This window comes from Chryseobacterium sp. G0201, assembly GCF_003815655.1.
GTDB lineage: Bacteria > Bacteroidota > Bacteroidia > Flavobacteriales > Weeksellaceae > Chryseobacterium.
In genome coordinates this window covers 3,829,601-3,849,779 of record NZ_CP033917.1, presented here as the reverse complement: position 1 = coordinate 3,849,779, position 20,179 = coordinate 3,829,601, and the positions used below count along the sequence as shown (strand labels likewise).

At 34.6% G+C, this 20,179-nt stretch carries 19 protein-coding genes; 14 read left to right on the top strand and 5 right to left on the bottom strand.

What is annotated here, in order from left to right; translation table 11 throughout:
- Positions 1-3: 3 nt before the first annotated feature.
- Complete coding sequence (locus EG348_RS22110; protein WP_410494132.1) at positions 4-117, bottom strand: bacteriocin-like protein; 114 nt, start codon at positions 115-117, stop codon at positions 4-6.
- Positions 118-520: 403 nt separating this feature from the next.
- Between EG348_RS22110 and EG348_RS17225 the strand changes: the two genes are divergently transcribed.
- From EG348_RS17225 to EG348_RS17170, 12 genes are all read left to right on the top strand, one after another.
- The gene (locus tag EG348_RS17225) at positions 521-994 is read left to right on the top strand and encodes a Dps family protein (RefSeq protein ID WP_123984206.1); all 474 of its coding nucleotides are present in this window, start codon (positions 521-523) and stop codon (positions 992-994) included.
- A 66-nt stretch (positions 995-1,060) separates the two neighbouring features.
- Entirely contained in the window at positions 1,061-1,756 is a 696-nt protein-coding gene (locus tag EG348_RS17220; RefSeq protein ID WP_123984205.1) for a LytR/AlgR family response regulator transcription factor, read from the top strand.
- Between the two features lie 79 nt (positions 1,757-1,835).
- The gene (locus tag EG348_RS17215) at positions 1,836-4,043 is read left to right on the top strand and encodes a hybrid sensor histidine kinase/response regulator (protein ID WP_123984204.1); all 2,208 of its coding nucleotides are present in this window, start codon (positions 1,836-1,838) and stop codon (positions 4,041-4,043) included.
- A gap of 51 nt (positions 4,044-4,094) precedes the next feature.
- Positions 4,095-4,646, top strand: coding sequence for an antibiotic biosynthesis monooxygenase (locus EG348_RS17210; RefSeq protein WP_164463319.1), 552 nt, complete (start codon positions 4,095-4,097; stop codon positions 4,644-4,646).
- Positions 4,647-4,937: 291 nt separating this feature from the next.
- Complete coding sequence (locus EG348_RS17205) at positions 4,938-5,495, top strand: hypothetical protein (protein WP_123984202.1); 558 nt, start codon at positions 4,938-4,940, stop codon at positions 5,493-5,495.
- A 205-nt stretch (positions 5,496-5,700) separates the two neighbouring features.
- Positions 5,701-6,747, top strand: a complete 1,047-nt coding sequence (locus EG348_RS17200; RefSeq protein ID WP_123984201.1) for a cupin domain-containing protein — start codon at positions 5,701-5,703, stop codon at positions 6,745-6,747.
- 27 nt (positions 6,748-6,774) lie between these two features.
- Positions 6,775-7,488: a YoaK family protein gene (locus EG348_RS17195; RefSeq protein WP_123984200.1), complete on the top strand. Its 714-nt coding sequence runs from the start codon at positions 6,775-6,777 to the stop codon at positions 7,486-7,488.
- An 11-nt stretch (positions 7,489-7,499) separates the two neighbouring features.
- The gene (locus EG348_RS17190; RefSeq protein WP_123984199.1) at positions 7,500-8,018 is read left to right on the top strand and encodes a DsbA family protein; all 519 of its coding nucleotides are present in this window, start codon (positions 7,500-7,502) and stop codon (positions 8,016-8,018) included.
- 252 nt (positions 8,019-8,270) lie between these two features.
- Positions 8,271-9,092, top strand: coding sequence for an alpha/beta fold hydrolase (locus EG348_RS17185; RefSeq protein ID WP_123984198.1), 822 nt, complete (start codon positions 8,271-8,273; stop codon positions 9,090-9,092).
- A gap of 259 nt (positions 9,093-9,351) precedes the next feature.
- A complete protein-coding gene (locus tag EG348_RS17180; protein ID WP_123984197.1) occupies positions 9,352-9,729 on the top strand; it encodes a hypothetical protein in 378 nt (125 codons plus the stop codon).
- 74 nt (positions 9,730-9,803) lie between these two features.
- Positions 9,804-10,259 (top strand): hypothetical protein, encoded by a 456-nt coding sequence (locus EG348_RS17175; RefSeq protein ID WP_123984196.1) that lies wholly within the window; start codon positions 9,804-9,806, stop codon positions 10,257-10,259.
- 5 nt (positions 10,260-10,264) lie between these two features.
- Positions 10,265-10,768 carry a hypothetical protein gene (locus tag EG348_RS17170; RefSeq protein WP_123984195.1) on the top strand — a complete coding sequence of 168 codons (504 nt, stop codon included), beginning with the start codon at positions 10,265-10,267 and terminating at the stop codon, positions 10,766-10,768.
- A gap of 127 nt (positions 10,769-10,895) precedes the next feature.
- Here EG348_RS17170 and EG348_RS17165 read toward each other — a convergent pair whose 3' ends face one another.
- From EG348_RS17165 to EG348_RS17155, 3 genes are all read right to left on the bottom strand, one after another.
- Complete coding sequence (locus EG348_RS17165) at positions 10,896-11,180, bottom strand: hypothetical protein (protein ID WP_123984194.1); 285 nt, start codon at positions 11,178-11,180, stop codon at positions 10,896-10,898.
- A 114-nt stretch (positions 11,181-11,294) separates the two neighbouring features.
- Positions 11,295-12,617 carry a PQQ-dependent sugar dehydrogenase gene (locus EG348_RS17160; RefSeq protein WP_123984193.1) on the bottom strand — a complete coding sequence of 441 codons (1,323 nt, stop codon included), beginning with the start codon at positions 12,615-12,617 and terminating at the stop codon, positions 11,295-11,297.
- Between the two features lie 67 nt (positions 12,618-12,684).
- Entirely contained in the window at positions 12,685-14,715 is a 2,031-nt protein-coding gene (locus EG348_RS17155) for a TonB-dependent receptor (protein WP_123984192.1), read from the bottom strand.
- A gap of 287 nt (positions 14,716-15,002) precedes the next feature.
- Between EG348_RS17155 and EG348_RS17150 the strand changes: the two genes are divergently transcribed.
- Complete coding sequence (locus EG348_RS17150) at positions 15,003-16,055, top strand: DUF262 domain-containing protein (RefSeq protein WP_123984191.1); 1,053 nt, start codon at positions 15,003-15,005, stop codon at positions 16,053-16,055.
- Positions 16,052-16,681, top strand: coding sequence for a hypothetical protein (locus EG348_RS17145; RefSeq protein ID WP_123984190.1), 630 nt, complete (start codon positions 16,052-16,054; stop codon positions 16,679-16,681). Before EG348_RS17150 ends, EG348_RS17145 begins: the two co-directional genes overlap by 4 nt.
- 129 nt (positions 16,682-16,810) lie before the next feature.
- Here the strand turns inward: EG348_RS17145 and EG348_RS17140 are convergent, their stop codons facing one another.
- On the bottom strand, positions 16,811-19,813 hold the full coding sequence (locus EG348_RS17140) for a LamG-like jellyroll fold domain-containing protein (RefSeq protein WP_123984189.1): 3,003 nt from the start codon (positions 19,811-19,813) through the stop codon (positions 16,811-16,813).
- Positions 19,814-20,179: the final 366 nt, after the last annotated feature.

Sequence of the window (20,179 nt, the reverse complement as noted above, 5' to 3'; positions counted from 1 at the left end):
GCTCTAAAAAAGAACGATATACCTTATACCGCCTACTAAACCACCAATGTTATCAAGTAGTCCGTTACCGGAAATTGTTTTCAATTCGTTTCTGTTTAATTTTTTTAAGTTTTTCATGAATTAAATATTTATTTGGTTAATAATTCATGAGTATATGAATACCTAAATAACTTTAAATAAAATATTTTTATCACTTAATATTCGATTAACATAATTGATTATTAATACATATTCCATTCCTAAATTAATCATATAATAAATATTAACTCAATTTTAATTGTAATAAAATACTTTTCCACAATATCATCTTGTTTTTGTAAGGATATAATCCTATTTTTCGTCTACATTTCACAAATTCACAATTAATCATATTTTTAGAGCCATAATTCCAGGAATTTCCCCATCATTCACCGACTCTTTTTGCCCGTTCACCGAAAAGGAAACAATTCCAACACGATTGCTCCAGACCTTTACATCATAAAACAAGCACTATTGCTTAAAAACGTTAAACCTTATTATTATGAAAGCAAACATTGGTATCACAGAAAAAAACACAGAAGCAGTTGCAGAACAATTGGCAAAATTATTAGCTGACGAATTTGTATTGTATACAAAAACAAGAAATGCACACTGGAACGTTACTGGTGATAATTTTCACGCGATGCATATTTTCTTTGAAAATCAGTACAAACAATTAGACGAACTGATTGACAGTGTTGCAGAACGTATGCGTAAAATCGGACATTATGCGCCTGCAACAATGAAACTCTATTTGGAGCTTACCCATCTTACAGAATACAGCGATAGAACAAATGACGGTTTAGGTTTCATGAAAGATCTATTGAGCGATCACGAAAGTATCATTGAATTTCTACGTGGAAACATCACCCCTTTTGCAGAAGAATACAAAGATTTCGGAACCAGCGATTTTATTACAGGCCTTATGGAAACTCACGAAGAAATGGCTTGGATGATCCGTTCTTACTTCAGATAAAATTAAAAGCCAAAGTAAAAAATAAAAAGGAATAAGTATATTTGTGTAAACTATAAACTTACTATCATGAAAGCTTTGATCGTTGATGACAATGATATAGCAAGAACTACTTTGGCTCATCTGGCAAAACAGATTCCGGATCTTACGATTGTAAATGAATACTCCAATGCTATAGAAGCTTACCATTATTTGCAGACCAATCCGGTAGATCTGATATTTTTGGATATCGAAATGCCTGAAATGACGGGAATTGAATTAACGAAAACTCTTTCAGGCAAAGATACCATCATCATTTTTACATCTTCAAACAAAGAATACGCTTTGGAGGCTTTTGAACTGAATATTGCCGATTATATCTTAAAACCCATCACTCCCGCAAGATTTTTGCAGGTAATGAGCAAGGCAAAGGCTATTTTTGACAGTAAAAAGGAGAATGTTCAGGTGAATAAGGATGAGTTTTTATTCGTCAGAGATTCAAATATTACGAGACGTTTGAAGCTGGATGATATTTTTTATGCCGAAGCAATGGGCGATTACGTAAAGTTTTACACCAAAGAAAAAATGTTTGCCATACACGGAACCATGAAATCTGCGGAAGAACGTTTACCGAAAGACCATTTTATAAGAGTTCATCGCTCTTATATAATTGCAGTCGGAAAAATTGATACCCTTCAGGATGGCGGAATCATGATCAATGGTAAATTTATTCCTGTGGCCGATGCTTACAGAAAAGCGCTCAACACAAGAATGAATGTGTTTTAACATCATTATTTATGTACCTCTTTGATTCTGAATTCTAAATTAGATTGAACAGGCCCTCAATCGTTATTACTATTTAATTATGATCAATACATTTTCTATAATGGGAAACAAACGATTTAGCTATTTTATAATTCTTACATTCATTGCAGGAACTATATTATTGATAGCTGTTCAGCTCAATTCAGCTAAAAATACGAAAGAACTTATCCAAAATAACAACACGCTTCTCAACGAACTGCGTTCCAGCAATCATTTAAGGGAAATAGACCGTGATATTTTGGGTGTAGAAAGCAGAATACGAGCTTCTATCGCTACCAATGACACTACCCATTTGGAAGGTATCAATCAGAAAATCAATCAGATCGAAAATTTCCTCGATTCTCTTTCAAAAGACAATACGGATCCCGAAGAAGAACGGTTGATACACAGACTCAGCGTTCTTGCAATGGAGAAAAAGACGACCAAGGAGAAATTATTACAGCGTTATCTTTCTTTGGGAAATATGAATGATAATACGTCTATTGCCAATCCACGTGCAAGATTAATTTCCAACGAAATCACAGCAATTACAGCAAAAATCTACGAAAGTCGCCGACTACATATGGTTGAACTCAGTAAACGAAGCGAAGAAATGGGAAGAAAAGCCAGACTTTATGATATTTCTTTATTAATTTTATTGATATTGAGTGGCGCTGTCGTTGGCTATCACATACTTCGTCAGTTCAAAAGACAACGATTATTAATAGAAGATCTGGATATTGCAGAAAAGAAAGCTTCCATCGCCGCGCAAGCCAAAGAAAATTTCCTAGCCAATATGAGTCATGAAATACGCACTCCGTTAAGTGGTATTTTAGGTTTTACCAATTTATTACAAAAAAGACCTTTGGATGCGATTTCTACAGAATTTGTGTCATCTATTCAGCGGTCGGGAGAAAATTTAATGGCCATCATTAATGACATTCTGGATTTATCTAAAATAGAAGCAGGAATGATGCGAATCACACCCGGAACCTTCATTATTAACGGATTGGTAAATTCTGTAGAAACATTTTTCCTTGAACGCGCAAAAGAAAAAGAACTGACGATTTCCAGCAAAGTAGATCCATCAATTCCGGATACGTTGAAGGGCGATGCAACAAGACTCACCCAAATTTTAGTCAATCTTATCGGTAATGCAATAAAATTTACCCATCACGGAAAAGTAAATATTGAGGTTTATAAAAAATCTCAAACTGAGACCGAAATTGTTCTTGGATTCAAGATCTCTGATACCGGAATAGGAATCGATAAAGAAAAATTGAGTGAAGTTTTTGAAAGATTTAATCAAGGAGAAGAATCTACCACAAGAAATTATGGCGGAACAGGTTTAGGATTGTCTATTGTTAAAAAATTAATTCTTTTACAAAATGGTGACATCAATGTTGAGAGTGAACAGGGAAAAGGGACGACTTTCAGTTTTTACATTCCTTACGGTATTTCGGAAGAACAACTCAATACAACAACTGCTGTTAATACTGATTATTTTAAAGATAAATCAAATGCGCCTTTGCGTGTTTTGGTCGTAGATGATAATACGGTCAATCAAAGTCTGATGAAACATCTGCTTTTACAATGGAATATTAATTTCGACATTGTTTCTAATGGTTTGGAAGCAGTTCAACAACTTATTAATCAAACTTATGATTTGGTTTTGATGGATATTCAGATGCCTCAGATGGATGGCTATGCTGCAACTCAACAGATACGTGAAGTCTTGAAATTGGATGTTCCAATCATCGCAATGACCGCACATGCACTCGCCGGCGAAAGAGAAAAATGCCTGAGCCGAGGGATGAATGAATATATCTCCAAACCTATAAAAGAGGAAGAACTTTTTAAATTAATATCAAATTTCGGATTAGAAGAAATTCCTCAAACTGAAATGAAAGCTGAGAAAATAATGTCCAACTTTCAATACATAGATCTAACCTATATGCAATCCATAAGCGGTGGTGATATAAAATTTGAAAAAACCGTTACGCAGCAGTTTATCGATATTATTCCGCAACATTTGCAACAGCTCGTGACAGCTTATCAGAACAATGAATTTACAACGGTAAAACTCAGAGCGCACGATCTAAAATCCAGCACAGCTATCATGGGAATTCTCCCCTTATTAGAAGAAAAACTGAATATCCTCGAAATGGCTACAGAACAAAATACAACACTGGAACAGGCTTTGGAAGAGGTGAAAAACATTACCAATTTAGCACTTGACGAAGCGAAAATTTTCGCGGAATCATTATAAAAATCAAACTTTTTGAATTAATTTATTTCAACCCACCAAAAACAAATCATTATGGAAAATCAAGGTGCGTCAGTTGTGATTACCCATCACATTTTGGATGGTAAGCAGAAAGAATATGAAAATTGGTTAAAGGAAATCGTTCCGCTTACCAAACATTCCGAAGGTTTTATTGATCATCAGATTGTGCGTCCAATTCCTGATTTAACCTTTGTTTATACCGTGATTATTCGATTTGACACCATCACAAATCTTAAAAAATGGATGGAATCTAACAGTCGAAAAAATTTGATTGAAAAAGCAACTCCTCTATTCAGAAAAAACGATAAATATCAAATAAAATCAGGATTAGATTTTCTATTTAACACTGAAAATGAAGGAAATAAAGTCCCTGTTCGATGGAAACAGTTTCTGGCAACCTGGTCTGCGATTTATCCGTTGTCTATTATGATCCCACTAATCTTAATTCCATTGTTAAGATTTTTAAAAATTCCTGCAAATCATTATTTTGATGCATTGATCAATTCAGGAATTGTTGTTTTTATGATGGTATTTGTTGTAATGCCCAATTATACAAAACTGATTAAAAAATGGCTGTATAAATAATTGAAATTCACATAAATTGAAAAACATAAGTCACTGGGAAATCTCAGTGATTTTTTTGTTTACAATCAAAATGTATAAAATTATTCGTTCTGAATATTTTCGATACTAAATTTCTCATTCGTTTTCATCATCAATCTAAATTTTAGTTGAGACTTTTGCGAATGACCAACTTTATTATTATTCAACGACATTTTCTGCCTATTCATCGAATGACAACTGATTTTGAAACAACTTGATAGTAGATTTACATCATTAAATAATACACACATTAACAATTAAAATTCAAACATCATGGAAATTCTACAAACATCAGAAAACGCATTGTCTCACTCAACGGTAACAGCAATTATCAATGCACCTATCGAAAAAGTTAACATCGCAGATTGGTTGCTAAATCTTCCGGACGCAGAATATCAGCGTTGCTCAACCCAACACATCGGAGCTGCAATTTCATCAACTTATAATGGCGAACCCGTATCATTGAATGTTGAAACCATTGGAGACGCATTGGTGGTGCAACATTATGTTGCGGTTGAACACCGCGCTGATTACTGCCGTATGTTATCCATCTCGGATTCTATTACAAAAGGTGGACGTACAAAAGTTCAGGTTTTATGGGAATTAAAAGCCACACAAATTGATGACAACACTTGTCTTTACACCAACGAAATTCATGCAACTGCAACGCCGGAAATGTTTGAATATCTGAAAGAACACAACATTAATCTTGCGGATGCCGCAGCTTCCAGACAAGCCGCTTCGGATGCTCACAATCATGAAGAAACGCCAAACTTCGCGAAAAGTATCGAAAATAAAGCGTTGACAGGAAAATATAATCAACCTTTCTAATAAGTATTCATTTAATGCTATCTGTAAACGAATCCTGCATTTAAATTTTAAACTAGAAATAACTTTATTATATAACTATTCCTTTTAAATTCTCATCGACTCATCTTGCCTTTTCACCGAATGACACTTAAAAATATGATGATTCCGTGATAGCTTTACAATAGAAATAAAGACAAACACTCATTAATCAATAAAAACTACTATTATGAAAAACGAATCATTAAGCTTCAAATACGAACTAGAGAAAAAAGAACCCCGCACCAATGATGGCGGAACTACAAGAGGAGCTTCTGTCACGGATTTCCCTGCTTCTATAGGTATTGCCGGAGTTTCTATGAGATTACAGCCGGGAAGCATGAGAGAATTACACTGGCACGCCAACGCTGCAGAATGGGCTTACGTGATTTCAGGAACTGTTCGTACAACGATTATTCATCCTGATGGACACAGTTATGTTGATAATTTTGAGCCGGGCGATGTTTGGTATTTCCCTAAAGGTTACGGGCACTCAATACAGGCAACAGGAACAGAAGAATGTCATTTTATTTTAATTTTTGACAATGGTAATTTTTCCGAAGATCATACATTCAGTGTTACAGATTTTGTTTCATGCATGCCACCTGAAATTGTTGCTCAAAACTTAGGATTAACCCTTGAAGAAGTTGCAGCATTACCACAAAAAGAAGCTTATTTTGCGGCAGGAATTGTTCCTGATGAATTATCATTTAATGCAACTGCCCGTCCGGAAGAATCAGATATACAATTAACAAGTTTTCATCGTTATCCTTTGCACGCACAACAACCGAGAATTGTTCCCGGAGGAGGTTTACAAAGATTGGTTACCAGTAAAGAATTTCCTATCAGCAGTACCATGTCGGGTTCAATTATACAATTACAGCCTGGCGCTTTAAGAGAAATGCACTGGCATCCCAACGCTGACGAATGGCAGTATTATATTTCCGGACAGGCAGAAATGTCGGTTTTCTTGGCAGAAAGTACGGTGGTAACTGAAGAATTTAATGCAGGAGATGTCGGTTATGTACCAATGGGAGCCGGACATTATATTAAAAATACAGGAGATACGGTTTGTAAAATTTTAATTGGATTTAATAGCGGAACGTATCAGTCAATCGATCTAAGCGAATGGCTAGCCGGAAACCCGAAAGATGTTGTGATAACTAATTTTGGATTAAAAGACGGCGAAATAGAAAAATTTCCGAAAGAGAAGGTTTTTATTCAGCCTAAAAAATAAGGACTTTCTATTTAAATCTATCATTAAATGGATAAGTCTGCAATTTCAGAAAGCGTTTCTTTTTCAGCCGACCAGATCAGGATACAGGAACGATTAGCCATATTTCTTGCTTTAATTGCAGGATATATCGATGCCACAGGTCTTATCAAATGGAAAACATACGTGTCTTTTATGAGTGGAAACACCACGCAGCTAGGTACAGCACTTTCTACTGATAAATATGACGTTATCATCACATCAGTTATTGTTATTGGAAGTTTTCTGTTGGGAATCTATGCCGGAACCTGTTTATCATTATGTAAAAGAATTAAGAACCAAATATTAACATTTTACATAGTTTCAGGAATTTTGATTTTCTATACAATAATTGCTTATTTTTATAATATCAATACTATTTCCGCTGTTGCAATTGTTGGATTTTCAATGGGAATTATGAATACGATCGTAACTTCTGTCGGGAATCAAAAAGTAAATACAGATTTTGTGACCGGAACATTAAACAGCCTGGCAAGAAACGCCGCAATGTCGAGTATGACCCATGACAAAACAGAAAGAAAACAATATAAAGCCAACGCTATCCATCTTTTATTGCTTTGGATCGGCTTTTTATCCGGTGCATTTACAGCTCCTTTCCTACTCTCTTTTTTGGGGAATTGGTCTTTGGATTTTCCTGCACTATTATTACTGATTTGTGGATCATGGATTTCAGTTTTTAATATTACACTTAACACAAACACTTAAACACAATAATTATGTCATTAAAACCATCCGTCAGCAATACTGACCACACACAAGGCAATCAGGATGCCGATTTAGTCATCGTAGAATATGGAGATTATCAATGTCCGTACTGTGGAGCAGCTTATCCAGTTTTAAAAGAATTGATGAGCCAGTTCGGAAATCAGATCAAGTTTGTCTTTAGAAACTTTCCATTATCTGAAATGCATCAATATGCCAGACCGGCGGCACTCGCGGCAGAGGCAGCCAATTTACAGGGGAAATTCTGGGAAATGCATGATGCGATCTATGAAAATCAGGAGTATTTGAATGAAAATTTCCTGTTGGAGTTGGCACAAAAATTACATTTAAATATTAATCAGTTCAAAACAGATCTTGAAAAACCGGAATTGGCAGAAAAGATTGATGCAGATTTCGAAAGCGGAATCATCAGCGGAGTAAACGGGACACCTTCATTTTTTGTCAACGGAAAAAAATTCGATGGCGGCGTGGAAGATCTGTTTCAGCTGTTGAACGAAAAGACGGTTTCTTAAAACATCGAATCTCACGCAGCCCGACTTGAGTGGAAATCCTTTTTTGCGCCAGCAAAAAAGATTGGGAACGGAAGGCGGATTAAGCTGCCCAAATAAATACAAGAAAATCAATTTTTTATTTTTTTTATCAAAATCGAACGATATTAAACTAGATTAACAGAGATTGAATTTCACTGCACTAAATTTGCTAAAGAATTAAGACAAGAAAATATTTTTAATATAAATTAATAATAACAATTAAATACAATAACAATGAGCACACTAAAATTAAAAGACGGAACAGAAATTTTTTACAAAGATCAAGGAAAAGGACAAACATTAATGTTTCACCACGGATGGCCTTTATCATCAGATGATTGGGATGCACAGGTAATTTTCTTCTTACAGAAAGGCTACAGAGTGATCACTCATGACAGAAGAGGTCACGGACGTTCTAGCCAAGATATTTACAATCATACCATTGAACAATATGCTGCTGATGCTGCAGAATTAGTGGAGTTTCTTGACTTGAAAGATGTTGTTCACATCGGACATTCTACAGGTGGTGGTGAAGTTATAAGATACGTTAACAAATATGCGAATGGAAGAGCTAAAAAAGCAGTTTTAATCAGTGCAGTTCCACCAATTATGGTTCAGAGCGACAGCAATCCGGATGGTGTTCCGATGTCTGTTTTTGACGGCATCAGAGATCAGACTCTTAATAACAGACAACAGTTTTATATTGACCTTACTTTCCCTTTCTACGGATACAACAGAGAAGGAGCTGATGTAAAAGAAGGCGTACAGAGAAACTGGTGGAGACAAGGAATGATGGGCGGAATCGTTGCTCATTACGACGGTATCAAAGCGTTTTCTGAAACAGATTTCAGAGAAGATTTACAAGTGGTTGATATTCCGGTTTTGGTTCTTCACGGTGAAGATGATCAGATCGTGCCTTACCAAAATGCCGCTCTAAAATCAATTAAATTATTGAAAAACGGAACATTAATTACATATCCTGGTTTCCCTCACGGAATGCCGACTACTCATGCTGATGTCATTAATAAAGATCTTTTAGAATTTATACAGTCTTAAATTTTAAAATAAATAATAGAAAGCCTTTGAATAGTGATATTCGAAGGCTTTTTTTTTAGCCTTTCTAGTTATTGACAGAAAACTGAATCATTATTGATTACTTGACATCTTACATAGATGCATTTGGTAGATTTATAGAATATTTTAATGATTTAGAATAATTTTCAACTAATTATGTTAAAATTTTTCATTAAAAATAACTATATAGTGAAATATTTTATATATTCGTCAAACTAAATTTACGTTTAAATTAATAACTATGAAAAAAACTCTTCTTTCGGCATTCTATGCCGGCATTTTGTGTGTAGCATTCTCATGTTCAACCGAACGAGCAACTCTAGCTTCTACCGAAGAAATGAAGACTACAGAAATGACGTCTTTCGACAAAGCTCTTAAGGAAATAATGAAACCCGAAAACCGATCAACCCCCGAAGAAAAAGCTCGCCTAGGAGCACAATTAAATGAAAGATCACTGAATATTTTATTTAATGCTTCATTACAATTGATAGGTAAAAACGGCAGCAATCTCAGCCAGGCCAACACCAGAGTAGAAAAGGAAAAAGTGATCGTTCAGGCGACCAATATGTATTTTTCTAAGCTGAATACCATAAAAGCTAACCAAAAAGCAGAAAACTAAAATCCGAGATCATGAAAAAAATATTCTTATCACTCTTTGCAATGAGTGCAATTGGTCTTCATGCTCAAAACAAGATGAACATATTTAATTATACACCATATAATTTATCAAATTTCTTGGTAGGATCAGATCAAACAAACAATTGTCTTCCTAGCATTAGCGGAACCAATTATCCCGTTATGGTTCCTCCCGGTGGCGCTGTAATTTATAATGGCTATTATAACAGTCATCTTCAAAGCCCTCCAATTAATACTTGGACAGTACAGCTCAATGCGACCACTACTCTTCCACCACAATACCCAACATCTCCATTACTTAACACATTAGGAACAGTAACCAAATGGCAGATGAATAAATTTTTTGTAGAAGATCCCAGCGGTGCTCCACTTTATTACAGCGGTGCATCTATAGGAATGATTGGTTGTAATACACCTATAATTTCTACTTTAACACCTACTGCTGCACAACCGTTTCCATTTGATGCATTCTGGTTTGAGGTAGGAAACGACACATACTTCATAATACAATAAAAATTATGAAAAAAATACTAATACTCTTACCCGTTTTTATATTCTCGTTATCTTTTTCACAAGGAAAATTGTATATTCAGAATTACTCCAATTATGACCTTGTAATGCGTGTTATAGCAGGTAATACGAACAATTGCTTACCAGAAGTGGTTACAAGTATGAATTTTCCTGCCAATACGCAAGATGTGATCGACAACTTTAATGATTCACTTCCTTACGCAAATAATTGGTCTGTGAGATTATCTCCCACTGGAAATCCGCTCTCCCAAACAGTTCCTTCGGGATTGCTTACTACAGTATCAAATCTTACCCGTTGGAAATTTATTTGGTTCCGTACAATGTATCCGGGTACAACCAATTCAACGCCTGATGTTGATTTCAATATGGCTGATCCCTCTGCATTTGCTGCTTGTCCGCTATCAGGGTCAGATTTTATTGATGGAAGTTTAACTGATGCATATTGGTTTTATATTGCGTCAGAAAATGCAACTTATTTAATCATTCAGTAATATTTTCAAACTTCTGAAGTAAGAAAATTTACATCATTAAATACATAATCCCTAAGATTTGGTCTTAGGGATTATTTTATTGTTTTTTTATCGTTGATCTGAAAATACTATTTTTATTTTCCTGATGTTAAAAAGATTTCAGTTGCTCATCATAATATGAAATAGCATCATCAATAACGGAAGTTATTTTCGGGAAATTCTTATACCTGTCACCAAAAACCTCCAATCCCGTAAATTCTGTAGAAATATTGCTTGAAAATGTACTCGTAAAATTAATCGTCCTAAGTACATGACTGACCTGGATTAATGTATTAATTTTATGATCAATTGATAACTGCGATGTTAGATGATGCCTTAAATCTTTAAGTTCATCCAACTGAGCTTTGGTTACCATTTTTTTATTCTTTTTCATTAAACAAAAGTACAGCTTTAACCTAATTAATAATTACATTCTGTATTAACAAATTGTAACGTAAAGCCCGAAATGAATTATTAAAATTCACAGTTTTAAAAAGTTAACAATATATTATTTCTTAGTGTAAGAAACTCTCCAGACAATTCCGCTCACATCATCGGCTACCAGCAAAGATCCGTCAGCGATTTGAAGAACGCCTACAGGTCTTCCATAAACATCACCTTTCGCTTCATCAGCTATAAAACCTGTAAGAAATGGCTGATAAGAACCTGAAGCTTTTCCGTTTTTAAAAGAAACAAAAGCTACCTGATATCCAACCAATGAAGAACGGTTCCACGAACCATGCTGTCCGATAAAAGCACCATTTTTATAGTTCCCCGGAAACTGAGAGCCAGTATAAAATGTTAAACCTAAAGATGCTGTGTGACTTCCCAAAGGTACATCCGGAACAATGGTTTTAGCAACCAAGTCAGGCTTTTCGCCCTTTCTTCGCGGATCTTCATTTTTCCCGAAATAAGCATACGGCCAGCCGTAAAATGCATTCTGCTTAACACTCGTAAGATAATCAGGAACCAATTCATCTCCAAGTTCATCCCTTTCATTTACAACGGTCCACAGTGCTCCGGTAGCAGGATTCCAGCTCATACCAACAGGATTTCTAAGTCCGGCTGCAAAGATTTTTTCGCCACTTCCATCAGGATTTACCTCCAGAATATTGGCTCTTCTCACCTCTTTATCCATTCCGTTTTCTCCTACATTACTGCCTGATCCTACAGAGATATAAATTTTAGACTGATCTTTATTAGCAATTAAATTTCTTGTCCAGTGGTTATTATAACCTCCTGCCGGCAGATTTACGATCTTTTTTCCAGGTTTTGTTATTTTTGTATCTCCCGATTTGTAAGGATAAACATAAAGTCCATCGGTATTGGCAACGTAAAACTGATCCTTAATAATCAACATTCCATATGGTTGATTGAGTCCAGCTAAAAATACAGAAGACGATTCCGGAATACCATCTTTGTTGGCATCACGATAAAGGATAATTGTATTAGCAGATTTGCCGGCAACCTCAGCATCACTTTTTCCGCTGATGTCATTTTTAACTTTCTCTGTCGCAGTACGTTCTGAATTGGAGAGCACAACGAAAATATCTCCATTTTCTGCCTGGATCATATTTCTCGGGCTTTTAATATTTTCAGCGAAACGTGTTACGGTAAAACCTTCAGGAGCGATTGGTTTTTTGTCTTTGCCCCACCCAATAACATTGCTAAATTTATTTTTAGAGTTTTTTTCATCGGGTGGCGGTAATTTTAATGTATCGGTTTTAGTGACAACTTCATTACCCTTTCCAGATTCTCCGGATTTATTTTTATTGTCCTTACAACTGAAAAAAAGCAATGCAACTGCAGGTAAAAAAAGATAATTTTTCATTTTTATTGAGATTTGATGTTAAAGAAATACTATAAATACAAATATTAGACCTCCACAGCCTTTTGAGTTAAAACTTCGCCTCAATACCCAAGACAAAATTTCTTTTTGCGGCAGGATTATAATAGCGGTTTCCGAACGCATTAATATCAAAACCTAAGACGTAATCCGTATTATAAAGATTTTGAATTTGAAGGTATAAATTCAGTCTTGTTTTATCAAAATCTACAGGAAATCTGAACTGGATATTTCCAACTACATTGGGTTCAGACCAAACAGAATTAGCATCATTCAAAGGCATTTTTGATGTGTAAAAGTGTGAATAATCAACAGAAAGCTTTCTGAAAAAAGTAAAATTCACCAAAGAATTAATGGTTGTTTTTGGAACTCCGGTCAAATCATTTCCTGAAAAATTATTATCATTTTGCTGATAATCATGAAATTTAAAATTGTAAAAACTTCCCGAAAAACGAAATTTGAATCGACTGAAAAAATCATTTTTCAAATCAAAACTTTTAGATTCCAAAAGAACCTCAACACCTTTTTGTACGGTTTCTCCTGCATTCACAAAATATTCCTGCCCGGCTTCATTTTGTCTCCTCACAATCGCATCTTTCAGTCGGAAATCAAAATAATTACCTTCTACAAAAAGAGAATTCCCAAACTGTTTTCTGATTCCTATTTCTTTATTCCAGCCATATTCCGGCTTTAGATCAGCATTAAATTCCTGAGTCGATGAACGGATTTCTTCATTCGTTGGTGCAGAATTTCCCTTCCCTATTTTTCCGCGAACTGAAAAGCCTTTTCCCAAAAGATAAGTTAAACCAAAATTGGGAAGCCATTGATTTTTAAACGTTACTTTTCCATTTTCTGTTCTCGGATAAATTCGTTCCCAATCGTAAGAATTTGAATTTAAACTGATGGAAATATCGGTAAATAATTTTTCATTAAAATTGAGTTTCTGAGAAAGAAAATAAAATCCTGAAGTGTTTTTGATCTGATCAAAATTTTGCGGTTTGCCCTCAAAACCCTTGTTATTATCATAGTTTTTAATCAAAATATCATTAATTCCACCTTCAAAACCGAATCGGTAGGCTAAAGAAATTGTACTCCAGTTTTTCTCAAAATTAAGATGAGTTCGTAATGCAAAATTCTTTTCAAAACGATTTTCAAAATTGGTAATAAACGGGTTTTCAAAATCAACATAAGAACCCTGAATTAGAATGAAATGAGAGAAATTCTGATTGAACTGATATTCGTTTGAAAGGCCTGCCAGAAACATTTTATTGCGAATTCCTGCTTCCTGTTCTTTTGAACCCGGAATTGTTGCAGTTCCCGGTCTTGCTTGTTTTCTATTGATTTGCATCTGCTGCAAAGTGAGTCCACCCGGTGTTTGATAATCCAGATCGGAATACATGGCTACCGCTTTAAGCAACCCTTTTTCTGAATACTGAAAATTGTCTTTAATGAAAATCTGCTTCCGTTGCATTCTAGATTGTTGTCTGTAGGAATCGGTCTGATAATAATTTTGAAAAACTTCAAAAAAATGCTTTCCCATTTTCTTTGACACATCAAAACTTTGGTTAAAAGTTCCATAACTTCCAATCGTCAGATTTGCGGAAAGGTTGTCGGAATTTTTGGTTTGAAGAAGAACAGTTCCGCCTGTTACGGATCCATAATCTCCACTTTCCGGACCTTTATAGATTTCCATTCTATCAATTAATTCCGGTGAAATGACGTTAAAATATGTATTGCCCGAAGCATCTGATAGAATAAAATCATCGAGATAAACTTTGACATTACGAACGCCAAAAGGTGACCTTAACGTGCTTCCGCGAAGAGAAATCCTATAACTTCCCGGCGACCGTTCCTCCATTCTTGCTCCCGGAATTTGATTAATAGATTCCAGCATTCTTTCGGGTGTATTTTGGGACAGTAAACTTTCAGAAACCACTGAAACTGATTTCGTTGAAGAAATAAAACTTGCAGGTTTCTTGTACGCATCAATTTTCACCTCTGAAATCAACGTCGCCGAATCTCTTTTTTGAGAAAATAAAATTGAAGCAGAAGAAATGGTTAAGAAAAAATATAGTTTTGTCATTGGATATTGTTATGCAAAAACTGTTCTTTTTCTTTGGTTTGGGTTTATTTAAAGTGTTTTTCTTAAAATCATTATCAAATATTATCATCTTCACTATATATAAGTTGTTTTACAATAACTTTAGCTTCTTTATGAATTTCATTCAGGTTTAAATAAATATAGTCTGAACTTAATAAACAGTAACTATTACTCGATTGGGAGATAATATCAAATTGTTTATATTTACAAATGAATTTGTTTTTATGTAATTTGCGTAAATAAAGACAAAAATTAGAAAAGTCAAAAACATGAAAATTATTAAAAATACACTACCCATTTCAGACATATATAATATGATGGAAACAGGAGAATTGAGTGTAAACAGAAGCTACCAAAGAGGTACTGGATTATGGCCTGATAATGCAAGATCTTACTTTATTGATACTGTTTTAAATGAATTTCCCTTTCCTAAGGTTGTTATCAGACAAACAGTTGATTTGAAGACTAAAAAATCAAAGAGAGAGATAATTGATGGTCAACAAAGACTAACAACCATTAGAGATTTCATTAATAACAAATTTAAATTGACAAGTGTCAGTAAAAATTTTCACGGAATGAAATACGAAGATTTACCCGAAGGAGTTCCTGATATTTTTTTAGCTTATGAGATTTCTATTGATAATATTGTTACTGCAACAACTGAAGAAATACTCGAAATTTTTAGGAGAATTAATTCATATACTCTTCCACTAAATACATCTGAAAAAAGGCATGCTACATATCAAGGGAAATTTAAATGGTTTATTAGCAATCTTACAGAACATGTTACACCATTTTTTGAAAAGTATCAAACTCTTTCTTTAAGGGAAATTTCCAGAATGTCTGATGCCGATTTATTAACAGAGTGTTGCCAAATTAAATTAGAAGGAATACAAAGTAGAAATTCAAAAAAACTTGACGATATATATAAAAATAATGATTTATTATTTGATGATGAAGCAGAGCTTAAAGATGTGGTAACAAATTCTTTTAACTATATAAAAGATAATTTTACAGACGTTTTTGATAATTGCAATATACAATCTTACAATTTTTACGCTTTAATGGGAGCGCTAATTTTTAACAAATATCAATTTCCAGATATCAAAAATGATTTAACAGAGTTTGTACATTTAAATAACTTTTGTGTTAATCCATTTACTAGCTCTACAGAGCTTATTAGAATTTTTTCGGAGGCCGAAGAAAAAAATGAAAATGGTGAATTCCCCGAGTTTGTCAAAGCATCTATTGCAACTACACATAGTTATAAAAATAGATTGACAAGAATAAAAACACTTATCAGTGCTTTACGATTGCCATGAGGTTATTACTTAACAAAAGAGAAAGATTTCACGATGTTATCAATGATTATTCCTCTTTATATAATTATTCAAATAAGAAAGAACAGTTAACTATCTCTGCAGGTGTTCTTAATTTTATATGGAATCATTGGAATAATTTTTGGAGGGATTATTGGATTGCGCACGTTTCAGGTGGTATTGATTTTAATGGAATACCAATTACGCCAATACATAATAATTATACAGACAAACAAAGTTGTCATTATTTACTTTACGCTTGTGGAAAAAAAAATAGTCATAATTCTAGCAACTCAATTAATGGAGTACATCAAGAAGCAACTTGGGGTGATCCAATATTAATGACAAATATTGCCACTACAATGCTTACACATCATACTCATATGACATATTTATTAGGATTATTAGGACATTATCAAACATACATCCAGCACTTTCAAAGAATTAGAAATAGTTTTATTCATTTAAATAATGAAAATGTTAACAAATTAAATACGTTAACAGGTTATTATACTTTCAGTCCTAATCATCGTCTAATAGATATTTTAGAAACGACAGAAATTACTACGGCGACTAAATGCTTCGATAATTTGTTAAATAATATGACAGGTCTAATACAAAATCTTTAACTAAATTTCTAGTTTAGTAATGTAACTAATAAACATACTCTCTTAGCTACATAACTTTACCCGATCAATAAAAAAAATCCTTTCAAAAAATTTGAAAGGATTTTTTCATAAGTATAAATCAGCTAATTTCTATTTAACAATAATTTTAAAATTACTATTCAAATTATCTCCTGAAACATTTAATATATAATTTCCTGATACTTTTCTATCGGCAATATTTAAATTAAAAATTCCGTTTCCGTTTGAATTTATTTTTTCTTTAACAACAACCCTTCCTGACATATCCATGATTGTCGCTGTTAAGCTTGATTTTTTATATTCCGGAAGTTTAATGAAAATCTGGTCTTTTACAGGGTTTGGATAGACAGATCCCACATTTTTGCTGATACTGAATTCCGCATTACCCAATACCGCCTCATTGTACAAAGCAGATATTTCGGTTGGAGATAATGCGTAATTGTACATTTTAAGTTCATCAAATGCACCTTTGTAAGGAGCAGGAGCATTGGTAGTTGCCAAAAACTCTAGTTCACCAATGTTTCCGATGATCAGATCACTTGCTTCACCAATACCTGTAACCGCAGTTTCGTCTCCTTCGGTACTTAAAATTCCATTCGTATAAATTCTCATTTTGTGCGCTGTGATATCTCTCTGGATCACAACATGTACCCAGTTGTTGGTAAAATAATTGGCAATTGGGGATGTGATTTCCTTTTTCGTAACGTCATCATCGATAGCATATCGCAGCTGACCGCCTTTGATCTCTACATTAAAACGTTTACCGGTCGCACCTGTTGTCGTATTCTTGGTGAATGAACCTTTACATAATACATAAAGACTTGTCGCCGAAGACGATGGAATCATGCTTAACGGAGCTTTCATCCAATAAGAAACCGTAAAAGAATTCGTATTAAATAAGATCTGATCCTGATGCGGAATACTTGCAATGTATGGCGTATTCGGCGAAGTTGCCAGATCAAGGGCATAATTTTCTCTTCCGGGAACTCTTACGCTTGCATTATCATAGGCTACATTTAAGGTTCCATTATTGGCGAAAGAAGTTAGATCTGAAATCTGTTCACCCGCTGAAGGAGCTTCCATGAATGGCCAGTTCCCCACAAGGCTTTGTGTTATTGCACGGTAATTCCACACATTTCCTGTAGCAAGACCGAGCGCATTGTTTGCATCAATTCTCCAGTAGTAAGTTGTTGCCGGATTTAAATTCGTAAGCTGATACGATGGTGTTGCAGAATAAGGTACCGTAGCGATGTTGGTTAAATTTTGAGGATTTGTTCCAAAATAAACTGTGTAGTTCGTTGTATTTGTACTGCCTGTCCATTTTAAAAGCAAATTACCATTGTTCAACTCTACGCCAGTATTACCATTTGCAGGAGTCGGATTCGCTGCTTGTGTTGGAGCTGCCGGAATTGGCGGTGTAGTGACAGATGTATTGGAAGTATAAACAGAAGATTCTGTTGCATTTATTGCTTTAACTCGATAATAATATTGAGTGTTAGGTGTTAAACCCGTTTCATTATAACTTGTTGTATTCGCAGGAAGTGTTGCAATAACTGAAAAAGTAGTTCCATTAGTAGAACGCTCTAGTACATAATTGGTTTCATTAGCAGCATTATCATTCCAGTTCACCGTTAAAGAACTTGAAGGTGTAGATCCTGTTGTGATTGCATTTGTGAAATTCAAATTCGATGGCGGAATAATAAAATCCGGAGCCGGTGTATTTGTTAAATTATTAATATAAACTTCAATGTTCAAATACGGAGCAAATGTTGTGCTTACATTTAAAGCATCAAAAACATTTGGATTCAATCCGTTGGCAGTTTCCCACGCATCCGGCATCCCGTCATTATCCGTGTCTAAAGGAGCCGGAGCACCGTAAACATGTCCTGCACCACCATTGGTAAAGCCAAATTGAGTCGTTAGATCAGTTTGTACATAAACATAAGTAGCTGTTGTTCCTTTCGACTGTAAATCTGAAACTATTAAATTATCAACCTGATCACGTCTCGGATATGAAGCTCCTACCTTTGCAACAATATTATCGAATGCAGTCTGCGCAGTTACTGTTGTGTTTTTCATCGGATAATCATACGGAGCCGACATTATTGAGGCTGCATCTCCTACAGGATATCCTGTTAAATTCTGAGGAACTAAAGTTCCGTCCAAAACACCGTTTCTATTATTATCAAAATAATTTCCGGAACCATATAAATTGAAGTTGGCATTTCCTACGCTAAAAGGTGTGGTAACCGTAGTACTTGTATTCGGACCTCCGATAAAATAATTGTTGATGATATTCACATAGGAAGCTCCTGCGGAATCTCCTCCCATAATGTAAGCTTCCCCGGATTGAGTATGTCCATAGGTATTCCCATAATTTCCCCAATTGTAAACGACGTTGTTTACAAACTCATTAATCCCTTTAATTTTATTATTTCTGGTTTTATTGCAGATATATAAATTTCCGATCAAACTTATCTTACCTCCCGGTGGCGGTTGCATTAATCCTCCCGCAGAGTGATTGTGACGGTGCATTCCCTGTCCTATAATAGAATTCTGAATCGTTATATTATCGGGACTCGTCCCATTACCATCCCAGTTAACAGAAAATACTTCGTCTGTACCCCAGGTAAAAGTCATGTGATCTAAAATAATATTAGCTCCATTCGCAATTCCTGAAGCGTCCTGATTTTGAGATGTCCCGCCATAACGAAGACGAAGAAATCTCGCAATCGTATTATTGGCTCCTGAAAATGAAATTCTTGGCCCTAAAAATACAATTCCTTCTCCCGGAGCGGTTTGTCCTGCAATCGTTGTATTAGCAGGCACAGCAACTACCGATTGTAAATTAACAATACCTCCGACTTTAAAGATAACAAATCTACCCGGCTGGCTTACTGCATCACGGAATGAACCCGGCCCACTGTCATTTAAATTCGTAACCAGATAAATCTGAGGATTTGCGGCACCTCTTGCTCCTGTGGTAAATCTACCAAAACCGGTAGCTTCCGGAAATGCTAATGTCTGAGCATTCAAATCAACAGTGGATAGTGTTAATCCACAAAACAGTAAAGATTTAAGAGTTTGCTTAAATGGTAAAGATTTGTTTTTCATGAATATTAATTTTGTGTGAACTAATCTACCCACAAAACCAAAAAAGAGTATCCTGCCCCATCCTGCCGATCTACTATATATCAATTAATTACGATAAACGATGAGTAAAAGTATAATATTTCTGGTAAGATTTGTATTAGGAAAAATTGTAAAAAATTTTACGTGTAATCATAATTAAGATCAGTTTAAAATAAATCAAAGAATGTAACAACTCTATTTCTCAGGTGTTCCCAAAAACAAAAAATACGGATTATTAATAGGTTCTATTTAAAACTATTTTTAAACATAAAAAACTCTTAAGATCTAGAAAAGCCGTCATTAAATTAAAAAATTTTAATAACGGCTTTTTAAAAATTAAAAATAAGT